Here is a 16830-nt window from a genome sequence, read left to right as displayed (position 1 = left end):
TATTAAGAACTTTTAACTAAACTTTTATTATTTCTAGCATACTCAAGAAGTTTCTTTTTAGAATAAAAAATAGGTCTTCCGATACGCATATAAGCATCTCTTGGTATTTTACCCGATTTTCGCCAATCAATGATTGTGGTAACACTAATCCCTAAAAGTACAGAAGCTGCTTTTTGGGAAAGTTTTTCGTCATCAGCTGGAATTGAAGAATCAACTAGTTCTGTTTGTCTTATTTCATTTATTACTAGACGAACTGCTCTTACTAAATCGTCTTTACTGTGTGTGTAGAATAATACGTTTGCCATCTTAATTTGTTTTAACTAGACTGAATCTCAATCTATGTTTAGATGTAGCAAATTTCATTAAAGTTCACAAAAGTGACAATGGACTAAAAAAAACTGTTACTAAAATTACCTTTCTTAGAAAGGGTTTTAGAGCTTTTTTTATTTTAAAAATTGTGAAAAGTGTTATTTCTACTTAAAATTATGTTTTATTTTATGAAGTTTAACAGCAGAAGAAATAGGAGTGTATTTTGAGGAATTTTTACTTCCCTTTATAAAATGCTGATTAAAAATTTTTCTATTATTTGCAACAGAATTATTAGAGTTTTTTTCCTCGCAATAAAAATTATTTGCTATAATTTTTGAAGCTAATAATGGATTAAAATTATTAAAGCATTTTTCATTTTGCATAATTATTATGATTGCTCTGATATTATTAATTTCTATAGCAGTAAGGTTCTCTAGAATAGGATGTTTTTTTAAATAAATAAAAGGATATTTTGTATCATATTTTGTAACACGTGATTTATAAGAAAACTTAGGGTGTCTTTTTTTATCAAATTCAAAAGATAATAAAATTGAATTAATAATTCTTCTCTCAAATTTAGTATCTATAATAAACCCACTCAAAAGAGGCGTTTTTCCATCATAAGGTACAATTAAGAATTTTTTAAATAACCTATAAATTTTCTTTGGAGAAATTACACTTTTTAATTTCAGCTTATTTGTAATTTCTCTAGATTCTATTTTTTCAGATTCTAATTTATGAACTTCTTGAGATTTTTTTAGCCTCTCTATAATTTTCTTTGTATGCCTCATTAATTAATTTTCTGACATATCTACATTATTCCAAGTGTTATCCATTTCTTTTCTTTTAAAATCCTCTGCAATTTTAACGTAACGTCTAAAGCTTTCCTCTTTCTTATGACCTGTAATATCCCTAACAACCATTTCTTTCATTCCAAGAATTAAGGAATTCGTAACAAAAGTTTTACGTGCAGTATGCGAAGTAATTAATTCATATTTCGGTACAGTTTTTTCTATTCTTTTTTGACCTACATATCTGGTTTTCGTAATCATAGTGTCAATCTCAACTATTTTACAACATTCTTTAATATACTTATTTAATTTCTGGTCAGAAATAACAGGTAAGGGTTCATGTATTGTATCTTTATATCTCTCTAAAATCTCTCTAGAAAACTTATTTAAAGGTATTTTAGTGTTGATTGCTTTTGTCTTTTGAACAGTAATTAACAAGTAATCCTTTTTGACATTTGATGGCTTTAGAGCCTTGTAATCTGATATCCTTAAACCTGTTACCGAATTAAAGACGTACATGTCACGAACTTGGTTTAATCTCGGTGATTCAAAATCATGATTATAAAGCTTCATTAATTCATCCATAGTTAAATAGATGATTTCGGTTTCATCTTCTCTAGCTTTAAATTTCTTATACTTAAGATTATTGTGATATTCTTTATCTAAAGACCAATTCATAAAAGTTTTTAAAACCTTTATAATGAATGCGAAGTAGCTATTTTTGTTTTTTCTTTCCGTGAATGTATAATCCTGTAATTTCTCAAAAAATGTACTATCAATAGAATCAAATAATAACCTTATTCCAGAATATGATTCAAAATCTTTAAGAAAATTTATTGTTGTAACATAAGATTTAATTGTTCTTGCTGTTTTTATAGACTTACTTGAATCTTTAAATTCTTCAAAAGTTGGAAAAAACTCATGGGTAAGATTTACTTTATCTAATCCATTTTCAAGCTTCTCTAAAATATAATCTTTAGTAGGGTTGATATTGTTTAGCAAAATGTATCTAAACAATTTCTTTATTTCATCCTCTCTTTCGTCAATTATCTTATTGTATTCAATGTGATAGTTGTAAGGGCTATTTTTCCTTGGAGAATTAAGACGTTCACTTCTTTTATCCCAAAAGGATTCTTTACAGTTAACACCTTTAATCACTTTAAATATTTTACAGTCTTTAGCAGTAATTAACATTCTAACTGGCATTAACCCTTCTTTATTAGCCTTATCCTTTCTTAAATGAAATGAAACTTTCATAAATATACAATTTGATACAAATATATAAAAGAGGGCAATTAAAAGGGCTACCTATTTAAATAAAATTTGATAAAAATTGATTTCAGTTAAATTAATTAAATTCTACTATACAATATTTAAAGGGTTTAAAAGAGATTAAACACGTTTAAAAAATAAGGTACTCCCACCTTGAGTACCAAAAAAACCTCAACTATTATAGTTGAGGTTTTTTTATTGGATAAAACAATTGAAATTTTGAATACGCTTTGATAATCAAATTTATCTAAAAAATTAGAACGATTATTTACGTAAACTTTACAAACTTAATATCTCTATTTTCTATTGATAACAAGTACCAAAAAACTTAAATAGGTTTCTGATAATATTCTGAAGTGCAATACCCAAGTAAACAATAATACCGCACATTTGTAAGAAAATAATAATTTAGATATTCTAATTTCTGATTTTCATCAAGCAAAGAAAAATCTTTTTCTAGCAAATTAAAAATAGCTTCCTCTTCTTGTTTAGAGATCGAAAAATATTCCTCGACTACTGTTTGAATATCACTTTCGTTCGCTTTTAAGACTTCTTTGTTTAATAAACTCTGATAGTTTTTTTCAAATTCTAAATACCCTGCTTTAAAAATCTGCTGATTTTCTTTAGAAACCGTATGATATAACATTTTATCAATAAACGCTGTATGGTTTATATTTGCATTAAAAATCGGCAAAATAACATCTACTAAATGATCTATAACAAAAGATTGTTCTTTTGATAAAAATAAATAATTAACATCAACACTACTTGTAGTACAAGATGCAAAAACACTAAGTATAGAAGGCGTGATTACGAAACCACCAATAGCCAAAGACATGTTTTTTAATGCATTTCTTCTATCCATCTTTATGAATTTTGCTTTTTAAACAGTTGTATTGCATGATTTGCTGCTCTTGCCGTTAAAGCCATATATGTTAAAGATGGATTTTGGTTACCAGAAGAAGTCATACAAGAACCATCGGTTACATACACATTTGGCACATTATGAATTTGGTTATTTTTATTTAAAACAGACGTTTTTGGATTATTACCCATTCTTGCTGTTCCCATTTCATGAATTGCATGACCAGGAACAAAAGCATCTTCGAATCCTTTTACATCAGAAAAACCTGCTTTTGTTAGCATTTCTATGGCTTCCTTTTTCATATCTACTCTCATTCGTTTTTCATTCTCTTTAAACTCACAATCAAACGTAATTGTAGGCAAACCCCATTCGTCTTTTTTATTGTAATCCAAGACAATTTTATTTTCATGATATGGAAGACATTCTCCAAAACCGATAATTCCTATTCGCCAAGGACCTTGCTTTTTTAGACTTTCTTTTAATTCTAAACCAAAATTCAATTCTTTTATAAGATGTTTCCAATCTCTTCTACTTGCTGCTCCCTGAAAAGAATAACCTCTTAGATATTCTTTTTTAGATTTTTCATCACCCAAATTCTGAAAACGAACAATATGAAAACTAGTAGGTCTCGTATTTTCATAACCAACACCTTTAAAGCCACTATGAGTTCCTGTTGCTCCTACTCTAAAATGATGGTCCATTAAATTATGTCCTAACTCACCAGAATCGTTCCCTAATCCGTTAGGGAAGCGTTTCGATTTAGATTGCATTAATATGCTTGTAGATGCAACTGTAGAAGCGCAACAGAAAATAATTTCTGCATAATAAATGTACACCACTTTGGTTAGTGTATCTATAACTTTAACACCTGTTGCTTTCTTTTTTTCATCATCATAAATAATTTCATAGGCAATAGAATTTGGTCTTAACATCATATTCCCTGTTTTGTTTGCCGCAGGTAGTGTAGATGAATTACTACTAAAATACCCCCCCAAAGGACAACCTCTCATGCATCTATTTCTATTGACGCACGCATGTCTATTCTCATGAACACTTTTCCCTGTAATATTAGCAAACCTACCCATAGTTAAAAATCGATTCTCGTAATTTTCACCTATCTTATTTTTAAATTCTTGCTCTACACAATTCAACGGAAAAGCAGGCGAAAAATGACCATCTGGCAATTGCGGTAGGTTTAAAGCCTCACCACTTACACCAATAAACTTTTCTACATACGTGTACCAAGATGCAATGTCTTTATACCTAATAGGCCAATCTATCGCAATATTTTCCTTTTTATTTGCAGTAAAATCTAAATCGCTTAACCTTAATGATTGTCTGCCCCAAGTTAGAGAGCGTCCGCCAACTTGATACCCTCTAATCCAATCGAACCTTTTGGTTTCATTATAAGGATGTTTTAAATCGTTTACAAACCAATGTTTATATGCTTGGTTGGTAACAAAGCCTGTTCTAGCTTGTTTGCCCTGTTTCTCTATATCTTCGTTAGATGACTTATTACTATAATCTAACTCCCATATTTCTGCATTAGCTGTTTTATAATCTGTAATATGGGTTACATTTCTACCTCTTTCTAACACCAAAGTTTTTAAACCACCTTCACAAAGTTCTTTTGCTGCCCATCCGCCAGAAATTCCAGTTCCTATTACAATTGCATCAAAAGTATTTTTGTTTTTACTCATATTATTTATCACAAATTGATGTTTTCTATAATTGATTTAAAATAAAAGCCAAAGATAAGTAGTCAAAGAGGGTACAATTCCGTCAAAAAAGTAGCCTAATTCGTTTTTTAATTGATATTCATTTTTTTTTCTTTAGAATTGCCATAGAAGTAAAAAAACAACAACAAAAACCATTTATAGAAAACAATTACTATGTTAAAATCGACACTAATTACAGCACAAATTACCCTAAAAAATTTCAATTTTAAAGGCGCTTTTTATGTTTTGATGTTATTATTATTGAGCAATTCTATTCTAGGACAACAACTAGATCCTATTACGGATTATAAAAGCTATATAGAAAATGAAAAGGTAATTTCTGAAAACAAATTAGATACTCATAGTTCCTTTACCTCTTTTACTTCAGAAAAAAATGCACTGTCTAATACCAAAATATTTACACTAAATTTAGACGGAATTTGGCAATTCAAATGGGTAAAAAACCCTAAAGATAGACCTGTAACTTTTATGAATCCTGATGAAAATACAGCCGATTGGGAAACGATAAAAGTACCTTCTAATTGGGAAGTAGAAGGTTTTGGAGTGCCTATTTATGTAAATCATCAATATGAATTTGCAGATTACAAAGCCCCCATAGCAGAAGATATGGAACTTATAAATGGAGTGTATCCAAAAAACCCTGGTAATGTGCCAGACAATTACAATCCGGTTGGTTCTTACCGAAGAACATTTACTGTTGCCGCTAACTGGAGCGATAAAGAAATGTTTTTACACATTGGCGCAATAAAATCTGGTGGATTTGTTTGGATAAATGGCAAATATATTGGGTATTCTCAAGGCAGTAAATTACCAGCAGAATTTAATGTTACTAAAGCAATAAAACCAGGAAAAAACACAATTGCAATACAAATTTTTAGATGGACAGATGGTTCGTATTTAGAATGTCAGGATTTCTGGAGAATAAGCGGAATTGAACGTAGTATATCTCTTTACGCACAACCTAAAACACGTATTCAAGATATTGAAGTGAAATCGGTTTTAGATAGCGCTTACGAAACTGGTGTTTTTGAAAGTAACATTTCTATTGAAAATCACACCTCAAAAAAACAAAAAATTAGTGTTCATTATAAAATTTTAGACGACAAGAATGAGGTTGTACTTACTAAAGAAGTAAAAGCAAATTCTTTAAATAGTAAAAAAGCAGTTGTTAATTTTAAAGGATTAATTAAAAATGTAAAACAATGGAGTGCAGAGCATCCAAATTTATATACGTTATTAGTTGAATTAAAAGATAAAAAAGGCAAAACGTTGGAAGTAATTCCTCAAAAAATAGGCTTTAGATCTGTAGAAATTAAAAATGGATTGCTTTTAGTAAACGGACAACGAATTACCTTAAAAGGTGTAAATACGCAAGAACACAACCCAGAAACAGGGCATGTGGTACCAGAATCTCAAATTTTAAGAGACATTCAACTTTGGAAAGAAAATAATATTAATGCAGTTCGTTTAAGCCATTATCCGCAACAAAGAAGATTTTATGAGTTGTGTGATGAATACGGAATTTATGTTGTTGATGAAGCAAATATTGAGTCTCATGGTATGTATTATGGAGAGCATTCTTTGGCTAAAAAAGCAACTTGGGAAAATGCCCATGTAGACAGAATGGTAAGAATGGTGCAACGTGATAAAAACCATGCATCCGTTATTATTTGGTCTATGGGAAATGAAGCTGGTAACGGAATTAACTTTTACGCAGGTTACAAAGCCATAAAAGCAAATGACGCTACAAAAAGACCTGTACAATACGAACGACCATATAAAGATGAAGATGGTAGTTTGTTAGATATGGATTGGAATACCGATATTATTGTACCCCAATATCCGTCTCCTGCAACTTTCGAATACATTGGAAAGCACAAAACAGACAGACCATTTATACCAAGTGAATATGCACATGCAATGGGAAATAGTACAGGTAATTTTCAGGATTATTGGGATGTTATTGAACAATATGATAATTTACAAGGAGGTTTTATCTGGGATTGGGTAGATCAATCTATTTGGAAAACAAATAGTAAAGGTGAAAAGTATTATGCTTTTGGTGGTGATTATGGCGAAAATATGCCAACAGATAACTCTTTTTTAAACAACGGAATTGTATTTCCAGACAGAACACCTCAACCTGCCTTATATGAAGTTAAAAAAGCGCATGAATTTATCAACTTTAAAAATAGCGGCTATACCAAAAAAGATCAATTAAGAATTTTTATAGAAAACTTATACGATTTCACCAACTTAAACACATTTGATTTTGTTGCAAAAATTAAAGGTGATGGAAAGATTTTAAAAACAATAAAAATTAATTCAATAGACGTAGTACCACATATTGGTAAATTGGTAAGAGTAGATTTAAATGATGTACAATACAAAGAAAATACAGAATATTTTCTTGAAATAAGTGCCTTAACAAAAGATAGATGGGGCATTCTACCAAAAGGTTATGAAGTTGCACACGAGCAATTTAACTTAACCAAAAAGTATCAAAAAAGTGTTTCTGAAATTAAAAACTCAACAACACTAAACATCCATAAACAACCAAACGGAATTAAAGTTTCTAATAGTAATATAGATCTTTATTTTAGTAAAGACGAAGGAAGAATAACAACTTATAAATACAAAGGAAAAGAATTATTAAAAGAAGGAAAAGGACCAAAACCTAATTTTTGGAGAGCCGTTACAGATAATGATTTTGGAAGCCAAATGCACGTTAAAAATATAGAATGGAAAAAGGCTTCTTTATTTTCTAAAGTAGTAAAATTAGAGGCTTCTACATTAGACAACGGTAGCGTGTTTTTAAATGTAGTTTATGAATTACCAGGCGTAGAAACTACATTTGTTTCTAAGTATACAATTTACGGAAACGGTGTTGTAAAAATAGATAACACCCTAAATACTACAGAATATGGAGCAGATATACCAAGAATTGGTATGCGCATGCAACTTTTAAAAGAATTTGAAGAAATAACTTTTCTTGGAAGAGGTCCTTGGGAAAATTACCAAGACAGAAATAGTGCCGCATTTGTAGATGTTTATAACTCTAAAGTAAAAAACCAATATGTACCTTATATTAGACCTCAAGAAAACGGCTACAAAACAGATGTACGTTGGGTTGCCTTAGCAAACACAAATAATACAGGTTTATTAGTTCTTACAAATAACATTAAAAAAGGATTAGGTATTAGTGCTTTGCACATGCCAAATGAAGATTTTGATACTACTGCAGGATTGTCTTATGGCGGAAACACTAAAATTAATAAAGAGTATCAAATAGACGGAATCCCAAAAATAAACGCTTCTAAACACACTATTGATATTAAAGAACAAGATTTGGTACAATTAAATATCGATTTAGCACAACGAGGAGTTGCTGGTGATGATAGTTGGTATTCTAAACCACAAGAAAAATATTTAATTAAAGGCGATAAGAAACACAATTACAGCTTCTATTTAATTCCTTTTGAAAATAGTGATAAAGATGCTTTAATAGAAAAAAGCAAAATGTATATTGGAGAGTAATTTCATTATAAGAATGAAACCTCAAAGTTTTTAAAACCTTTGAGGTTTCACAAAATTAGATTTAAATGTTATTCGAAGTCCAAGATATCTATGTTGTATTCTTTTAAATACTCCTCCATATCTTTAGCTGTATTTGCCTTATTTTTAAAAGACTTAGGAGTCGCATTAAATTGCGATTTAAAACTTTTTGAAAAATATTTAGGGTTGTTAAAACCAACCATATAAGCAACTTCAGAAATATTATATCCGTATTTGGCTAATAAAACGGCCGCTTTATTTAAACGCGTTTGTCTAATATAATCAATAAGACTCAACCCTGTTAGCGAAGAACATTTTCTATACAAACTAGAATGACTCATATTTAATTTATCGGATAATTCCTCTACCTTAAAATTAGAATCACTTAGGCGTTCATTTACAATTTTATTAAAACTTTCTAAAAAGAGTTCATCTTGCGATTTTTCTATTTTTATTTTAGGGTTACTTATTAATTCTTTTCTATATTTAGATATAATTGAATCGTTTGCAGCAATTATATTATTAATTTTCAACAATAATTCGTTGGAATTAAAAGGTTTATTTATATACTCAATTGCCCCCGTTTTTAAACCCGTAATTTTTGCTTGGGTAGAGTTTTTTGCTGTTAATAAAATTACAGGAATGTGTTTTGTTAAATTATCTTTAGATAACACTTCACACATTTCTATACCATCCATTTCTGGCATCATTACATCACTAATTATTAAATCTGGTAGGTTATTTTTGGCTAAATAACTACCTTCTCTACCATTTTCTGCGAGTATAACATTGTACTCCTCTAACAATAAATCTTGTAGAAAGTTTTGTAACTCAAAATTATCTTCAACAATTAAAATTGTCTTTTTAGTTTTGTTAATAGTACTTTTTACTACAGGTTCTTTTACCAAATTTGTTTCTAATGAAATACTTTTAACAATCTCTTTTTTACTTGATGTAATTTTTTCATCATCAGAATAAGAATCTTCAGAAACCGGTAATTTAAATGTAAAAGTGGTGCCTTCAGACTTAGAGCTATCTACTTTAATTCTTCCTTTGTGTAAAGTTACCAATTCTTTGGTAAGTGCTAAACCTATCCCCGTTCCTTTTGCTTCATTTTTGTTTGTAGATCTATAGAATAATTTAAAAATATCTTCTAACTCCTCTTTTGGAATTCCGCTACCAGAATCTGATATAGAAATTTTTAAAACTTCCTTTTTATTTATGGGTTTAACCGTTAATATAATATTCCCTTCTTTAGGGGTGTATTTAAAAGAGTTTCCTAAAATATTATATAAAATATGTTCCATTTTATCTTTATCATACCAAATATCTCCAATATTATTAGGACAATTTATTGTAAAATCAATATTTTTAATTCTTGCTAATTCTTTAAAGGACAAAGAAACCTGGTCTATGTTTTCTTTTAAGTTATTTTGTGTTACGGATAATTTTAACCTATTTAAATCTTTATTTCTAACCAAAGTTAAATCTCTAGCAATTCTAGATAACCTACGTGCATTGTTTGCAATAATCTGTAAACGTTCTTTAAGAAGCAAATCTCCATTGAGTTCTGCCTTTTCTAGCATATTGTCTATAGGTCCAAGAATTAGAGTTATTGGTGTTTGAATTTCATGAGACATTTTTGTAAAGAAATTCATTTTTGCTTTATTAAACTCTTTTTCTTGTCGTCTACTAATTTTATTTATTAATAATTTTCTTCTAATTAAAAACCATTTAGAAAGGGTAAAAATGATGATAAATAGAATTAACAAGTAAAAGACATAAGCATAAGAATTTCTCCAGAATGGTGGTGATATTGTAATCCTAATTTGCTTATTCAAAACCTGTAACGGTTGATTAATTTCATTAGCTTTAATCTCGAAAAGATATTCACCTGAAGGTATGTTTGTATACGTTGCAGAAACTTCTGAATAGGTAGATTTCCATTCTTTATCAAAACCTTTTAAACGATAAGAATAGTTATAATTCGGATTAATAATATTACCAATAGCTGCAAATTGAATGGTAAAAGAAGATTGATTGTATTTTAAATTTAAATGATCAACATTAAAAATTTCCGAAGTTATTTGTTCTGGAATAATCTGTTTTGCGGGTTTGTTTAAAATATCAATACTTGTAACAAATAGATTTGCTTCTATGGGTTTTCTAATAGGAAGTTTCTCTAATTTTTCAGGATTAAAATAATTAATTCCTTTAGCACCTCCAAAATAAACTTGACCTTCTTTATCTTTAAAACCACTTCTTAATATATAAGGCTCTTCTTGAAAACCTTCGGATGAATAATATGAAGTTATCTCTTTTTTCTCTGTATTAAAATGATGAATACCCTGAAAAGAACTCAACCATAGATTAGTTGAATCTTGTGCTTCTATAGCTGCAAAAGTGTGTTTTTTATTTGGAAATAAATTTTTAAACTCATAAAAAGTGGCTGTTTTTGTATTGAATAGTTTAAGCTCAAAACTCTGATTGATAAACCAGATCTCTCCTTCTTTACCTAAACTCATATCTAAAATTCTAGGCAGCGGACTCTCATTTTTATCAACATAATGCGTAAATGTAGATTGTACTAAGTCTTTACTATTTTCATTAAATCTATAAAGCCCTCCATTCTGTTGCCCCAGCCAAATGGTATTGTTGTGATCTTCTATAATACTTTCTACAACCACACCATTTAAAGCATCTTGCTTATTATTAAAGCTCGCTAATAATTTTTCGTCTTTAGAATAGATATTTAAAGATACAATAGAACCTACCCAAATACGCCCCTTAGAATCTTTAAATACGCTTCTAACATCTTTTGCTTTTTGGTTAAGCTTGTTAATTACAGGTATCTTTGAAAATAGTGCTTTTTTAGCATCAAATTTCCAAAGTCCATTTCTATAAGTTCCAAACCAAAGATCTGCATCATCATCTTCTGTAATAGATTGAATATAAAAATTATTATCAATATCATTAAAATATTCTTTTGGCTTTTTATTCTTTTCAAGCCTAGTTAATCCATTGCCATCTGTACCTATCCACAAAGTTTCTTTATTACTTTTATAGATACTTAAAACTCTAATGGGAGTGCTAGAAATTGATCCTTTATGATAATTAACGTTGTTATTTTCTTTCGGAATTACGTTTGTATGACCATGATTGGTTACTAGCCAAATATTTTTCTGCAAATCTTCACTAATATTCATTATTGTATTACTACTAATAGAAAAATGATTTGGAAATTTATTCTTATAAACTAAGATCTCACCCGTTTTACTATTAATTTTATACAAACCACCACCATCTGTACCACACCAAATAAAACCATTTGAATCATAAAAAATACTAATAAAAAATTCCTTGACAATTCCTTTCGTTTTACCATTTAAAAAACTGTATTGTATAAATGTTTTTCGTTTTATATTGTACACAAATAAACCGTGAGCCTCAGTACCCATCCAAAGTTTACCTTCATCATCTGCCTCTAAAACAATATTTCCTGGATACCCAGTATAATCTCCAATAATTTCTTCTAGACGTTTAGTCTTTAAAGAATAGTTAAAAACTTTTCCATCATAAGTACTTATAAAAAACTCTTTTTCTCCATCAAAATCGATACTTGAAATTCGTTTTTCTGTTTTATTGGTATTGAGAATTGTACAAATATATACTGCCTCGTTCTTATAAATAGTATAAATTTTACCTGAAGTTGTGGCTAATAAAAGCCCTTTTTTTATTGGTTTAATAATTTCTACAGACTCCTTTATTAAATAATCTAGAGTAGTAAAAACTCCATTTCTAGAGTTGTATTTAGTTAAAAGACCTTTAGTCGTTTTTATCCAAATATTATTATAGTAATCCGTACAAATTTGATGTATTCTATCGTTTGAATCTACTTCTGGAAAAACCTCCTTTTTATCAATAAAATTATAGGAATAGCCATTGTATCTTAAAATTCCAGCTCCACTAGACATCCAAATATTACCTATTGAGTCATGTGCAATTTGACTGATACCAATTTTTTTATTTTTATAAAGAGGACTTATGTGTTTTATATTCAAATTACTTTGCCCATTCACACGAACAACAACACCAATTATAAACATCACAAAAAATAAAAAGCACCTCTTTTTAAAACCCATATTTAATAAAATTATAACATCAAATATACCATAAAAGTATTTTTAATTTTATAAAATCACTTGAAAGTACAAGAGAATAAAGGTGTTTAAATTATTCACAAAAGTACACTTATCAGTCAATAGTTAAATTTTGACTGTAAATAATGCCTTATCTGGCTGAAAAAATATAGTTCTAATACTCCTAAAAAAACCATATTTGTAGAGTATAACTTTAACATTGTGTAAACATGAAATCAAACTCAAGAAGATCTTTTATAAAAAAAGCAGCAATTGCAACAGCAGGATTATCCATTCTACCTGGTGTATCATTTGGCTCAGATTTCAATTTGAAAAAGGATAAATTAAAAATTGCTTTTATTGGTGTAGGTTTAAGAGGAACAAATCATTTAAACAATGCATTACAAAGAAAAGATACGGAAGTTGTGGCTATTTGCGATTTAGACCAAAAGAGAATAGACATGTCTTTAGAGTTAATTAAGAAAGCAGGTCAGAAAGCTCCAAAAGTATTTGGTAAAGATGATTACGACTATAGAAACCTTTTAGATTTAAAAGAAATAGATGCTGTAATTATTTCAACTCCATGGTTGTGGCATACAAAAATGGCAGTAGATTCTATGAAAGCTGGTAAATACACTGGTTTAGAAGTATCTGCAGCAAACACTTTAGAAGAATGTTGGGACCTTGTAAATACACACGAAGAAACAGGATCTCATTTAATGATTCTAGAAAATGTAAATTATCGTAGAGATGTTTTAGCCGTATTAAATATGGTAAAACAAAATGTTTTTGGAGATTTGTTACATTTTAGATGTGGTTATAGACACGATTTAAGAGGTGTAAAATTTAACGATGGAAAATCTGCTTATGGAAAAGGTGCCGAATTTGGAGAAAAAGGAAATTCTGAATCTGCTTGGAGAACACAACATTCTTTATTAAGAAATGCAGATGTATATCCAACCCATGGTTTAGGCCCTGTAGCTGTAATGGCAGATATAAATAGAGGAAATCGCTTAGTTTCTTTAACGTCTCATGCTACTAAAGCAGTAGGTTTAAATAAATACATAAAGGAAACAGGTGGAGAAAATCATCCAAACGCAAAATTAAAATGGAAACAAGGAGATATTATAACTTCTACCATAGAAACTGCTAATGGAGAAACTATTATTGTAACCCATGATGTAAACTCACCAAGACCTTATTCATTAGGTTTTGAAGTACAAGGAAGCCAAGGTGTTTCTGAATTCGATTACCATACTCAAAGAATACATATAGAAGGCACTACAAAACCTCATGTATGGGAAGGAATGGATGAATGGTTAGAAAAATACGATCACCCATTATGGAAAAAATATGGAGATTCTGCAACCGAAGCTGGCCATGGAGGAATTGACTTTTTTGTATTAAATGCCTTTGTAGAATCTGCTAAAGAAAATATTGCACCACCAATGGATGCTTATGATGCTGCAGCTTGGAGTGCTATTACTCCATTATCTGAATTATCTATAGAAAATAATGGTGAACCTCAAGATTTCCCAGACTTTACAAGAGGAACCTGGATAAAAAGAAAACCATACAACTGGATTAAAGACAGCTATTAAACAAAATTAGATACTAATAAAAGGATCTTATTTTTAAAAAAGTTTAATTATTACAATACTAAAAATAAAAGTAGTCATTAAACCACAAAATACATTAAATTCCCCCTCAATTCTGCACATGATAATGACAGATTTGCTGCATTATCAGAAATTAAAGGATATACATATTAGTCTTTATTTATTATTTGAATTATGTTTGGAATAAAACCTTAAGAAACTTTAAGGTTTTATTCCATTTTTTTTTAATCAAGAAGTTAAGATGACTAAAATTTTAATATTACATTTAAACGAGATTTTATGTAAAAAATTGCAGGCTCATAGCCAGAAAGGTATCAATGATTCTGCTACAAAACAAAAGAACATATTGATAAAACCGTAAAAAATAAAGATAATTGAATAGTATTACCTAATTTTCAAATAAAAAAAACTAAAAATAAAAAACATCAATCCTCTAAATATGTTTCTATATTTTCACTAGTAATAATATCTATTGGCAATAAACTTTTAGAGGGTATTTCTTTGTTAAACAGAAAGAATTCTACAAGGTAAGTCAATCCTAAATACACTTGCTTTTTAGGATTTTGATGAATCAAAAAATGAATAATATCGTCTTTTAAATATTGAATATTTTCTTCCAACAAATCGTATCCAATAAGTTTTACATTACTCAAATTTTTACTTTTAATAAATTCTGCAACTTCGTAAACTTTAGAAGTGGTCACAAATATAGCATCCGAATAAAAAGAAGCAGAAAAGATTGAATCTAGATTATTTGCAAGGTCAGATTGTTTAGAATTATGGGTTACAATTTTATAATCAGAATTTTTTATTTCACTAAAATAATTTCTAAAACCCTTTTCCTTTTCTTGCATGTGAATAGAGTTATTAAAATCTTCATCAACATGAATAATATCTATTGTTGCATTTTTTTTGATGATCATTTTTAACAATCCTGCAGCTATTCTTCCACTTTTAAATAAATCTTGACCAACAAAATTCTTTGTATTTTCAATTTCTAATTGATTGTTAAATTTGCTAACAATAATATTTTTAAGAGCATATTTATTAATAATATCTACTGTTTCCTTATAAAATAAAGGAGCCAATAAAACAGCATCTGGAGATAATGCTAACACTTTATTATTAATCTCTACAAAAGAATCTACATTATTAGGATGAAAAAAGAAGGGCTCTATAAAAACACCAAAAGACCCAAACTCATTTACAGCCTCAACAATCCCCTCATAACACGGAAGCCAAAAAGCATCTTTGTTATAATCGGGCAAAACAACACAAATATGATAATTTTTTGTATTCTTTAAACTTCTAGCAAGCAAGTTAGGTTTATAGTCTATTTCATTTAAAACAGCAGTAACCTTTTCTAAAGCTATTGCCGATACTTTACCTCTTTTATGAATAACTCTATCTACCGTTCCTTTAGATACGCCTGCTAATTCTGCAATATTTTTAATGGTATATTTCTTCATCAAGGCAAATATATATATTTTTGTTTCAATAATTGTGTTCGAGCACATTTTATTAAGAATCTCTTGGCTACACAAGATAAAATCTATATTTTTGTTTCAATCAGAAATGAATACAACCCAACAAAAACAACAATACCGTCTAAACATCAACTAATTATGAAGACACTTGACAAACCTACATTAGTAATTCTAGCAGCAGGAATGGGTAGCAGATACGGTGGCTTAAAGCAAATGGATACGTTTACACCAGAAGGTGATACCATTATAGACTTCTCTCTTTTTGATGCAATTCAAGCTGGTTTTGGCAAAGTAGTTTTTATCATAAGAAAAACTTTTGAAAATGACTTTAAGACTCTTTTTAATAAAAAGTTAGCAGGTAAAATAGCCATAGAATATGTCTTTCAAGAATTAGAAAACGTACCTGAAAAATATAGAAATCCAGAAAGGGTAAAACCTTGGGGAACAGGCCATGCTTTATTAATGACCAAAGATGTAATAAAAGAAAATTTTGCCATTATAAATGCAGACGATTTTTACAGTAGACAAGCTTTTGTTGCCATTGCAGAACAGTTAAGAAATACAGATAAAAACAGTTATGACTTTAGTATGGTCGCTTATTCTTTAAAAAACACAGTTTCAGATAATGGTTATGTTTCTAGAGGAGAATGTACTGTTGATGATAAAGGCTTTTTAACTGATGTAACCGAAAGAGTTAGAATTGAAAAAATTGACGGAGCTTTAAAAAGTGAAGATGATAACGGAAAAATGCTTCCTATTGATGAAAACACAATTGTTTCTATGAATTTTTGGGGTTTTACACCTAAATGTTTTGAGTTTGGTGATGCTTTGTTTTTAGACTTTTTAGAAAAAACTAAAGAAAACTTAAAAGCAGAATTTTATTTACCAACCATTGTAAATAAAATGTTAGCCTCTAAAAAAGCCTCTGTAAAAGTACTAGAATCAGACTCTAAATGGTTTGGAGTTACCTATAGTGATGATAAGGAAAAAGCGCAAATAGAGATTAATAAACTGAAAGAAAACGGAGTATATCCAACTAAATTATGGAACTAAT

Annotated in this window: 10 protein-coding genes; 3 read left to right on the top strand and 7 right to left on the bottom strand. The window is 29.2% G+C overall.

Annotated elements, in window-relative coordinates; all coding sequences use genetic code 11:
- Nucleotides 1-2: 2 nt before the first annotated feature.
- The 5 genes from WG945_RS11325 to WG945_RS11305 all read right to left on the bottom strand — a co-directional run bounded on the left by WG945_RS11325 (nucleotide 3) and on the right by WG945_RS11305 (nucleotide 4937).
- Nucleotides 3-305: a helix-turn-helix domain-containing protein gene (locus WG945_RS11325; RefSeq protein WP_068449065.1), complete on the bottom strand. Its 303-nt coding sequence runs from the start codon at nucleotides 303-305 to the stop codon at nucleotides 3-5.
- Nucleotides 306-473: 168 nt separating this feature from the next.
- Nucleotides 474-1100 carry a hypothetical protein gene (locus WG945_RS11320; RefSeq protein ID WP_068449063.1) on the bottom strand — a complete coding sequence of 209 codons (627 nt, stop codon included), beginning with the start codon at nucleotides 1098-1100 and terminating at the stop codon, nucleotides 474-476.
- A gap of 3 nt (nucleotides 1101-1103) precedes the next feature.
- A complete protein-coding gene (locus tag WG945_RS11315) occupies nucleotides 1104-2357 on the bottom strand; it encodes a site-specific integrase (RefSeq protein WP_068449061.1) in 1254 nt (417 codons plus the stop codon).
- 343 nt (nucleotides 2358-2700) lie between these two features.
- Nucleotides 2701-3237, bottom strand: coding sequence for a gluconate 2-dehydrogenase subunit 3 family protein (locus WG945_RS11310; protein WP_068449059.1), 537 nt, complete (start codon nucleotides 3235-3237; stop codon nucleotides 2701-2703).
- 2 nt (nucleotides 3238-3239) lie between these two features.
- Nucleotides 3240-4937, bottom strand: coding sequence for a GMC oxidoreductase (locus WG945_RS11305; protein WP_068449057.1), 1698 nt, complete (start codon nucleotides 4935-4937; stop codon nucleotides 3240-3242).
- 192 nt (nucleotides 4938-5129) lie between these two features.
- Here WG945_RS11305 and WG945_RS11300 point away from each other — a divergent pair, with 192 nt between their 5' ends.
- Nucleotides 5130-8513, top strand: a complete 3384-nt coding sequence (locus tag WG945_RS11300; RefSeq protein WP_231874597.1) for a glycoside hydrolase family 2 TIM barrel-domain containing protein — start codon at nucleotides 5130-5132, stop codon at nucleotides 8511-8513.
- Between the two features lie 68 nt (nucleotides 8514-8581).
- On the opposite strand, the gene WG945_RS11295 is transcribed toward WG945_RS11300, so the two are convergent.
- Nucleotides 8582-12673, bottom strand: coding sequence for a hybrid sensor histidine kinase/response regulator transcription factor (locus tag WG945_RS11295; protein ID WP_082864203.1), 4092 nt, complete (start codon nucleotides 12671-12673; stop codon nucleotides 8582-8584).
- A gap of 227 nt (nucleotides 12674-12900) precedes the next feature.
- On the opposite strand from WG945_RS11295, the gene WG945_RS11290 reads away from it, so the two are divergent.
- On the top strand, nucleotides 12901-14271 hold the full coding sequence (locus WG945_RS11290; protein ID WP_068449053.1) for a Gfo/Idh/MocA family protein: 1371 nt from the start codon (nucleotides 12901-12903) through the stop codon (nucleotides 14269-14271).
- A 443-nt stretch (nucleotides 14272-14714) separates the two neighbouring features.
- On the opposite strand, the gene WG945_RS11285 is transcribed toward WG945_RS11290, so the two are convergent.
- Nucleotides 14715-15758 (bottom strand): substrate-binding domain-containing protein, encoded by a 1044-nt coding sequence (locus tag WG945_RS11285; protein ID WP_082864202.1) that lies wholly within the window; start codon nucleotides 15756-15758, stop codon nucleotides 14715-14717.
- A 156-nt stretch (nucleotides 15759-15914) separates the two neighbouring features.
- Between WG945_RS11285 and WG945_RS11280 the strand changes: the two genes are divergently transcribed.
- Nucleotides 15915-16829: a nucleotidyltransferase family protein gene (locus WG945_RS11280; protein WP_068449376.1), complete on the top strand. Its 915-nt coding sequence runs from the start codon at nucleotides 15915-15917 to the stop codon at nucleotides 16827-16829.
- The last annotated feature ends 1 nt before the right edge of the window (nucleotide 16830 follow it).

It is taken from the genome of Polaribacter atrinae (genome assembly GCF_038023995.1).
GTDB classification, from domain to species: Bacteria; Bacteroidota; Bacteroidia; order Flavobacteriales; family Flavobacteriaceae; genus Polaribacter; species Polaribacter atrinae.
This window is presented reverse-complemented; position numbering and strand designations above follow the sequence as displayed.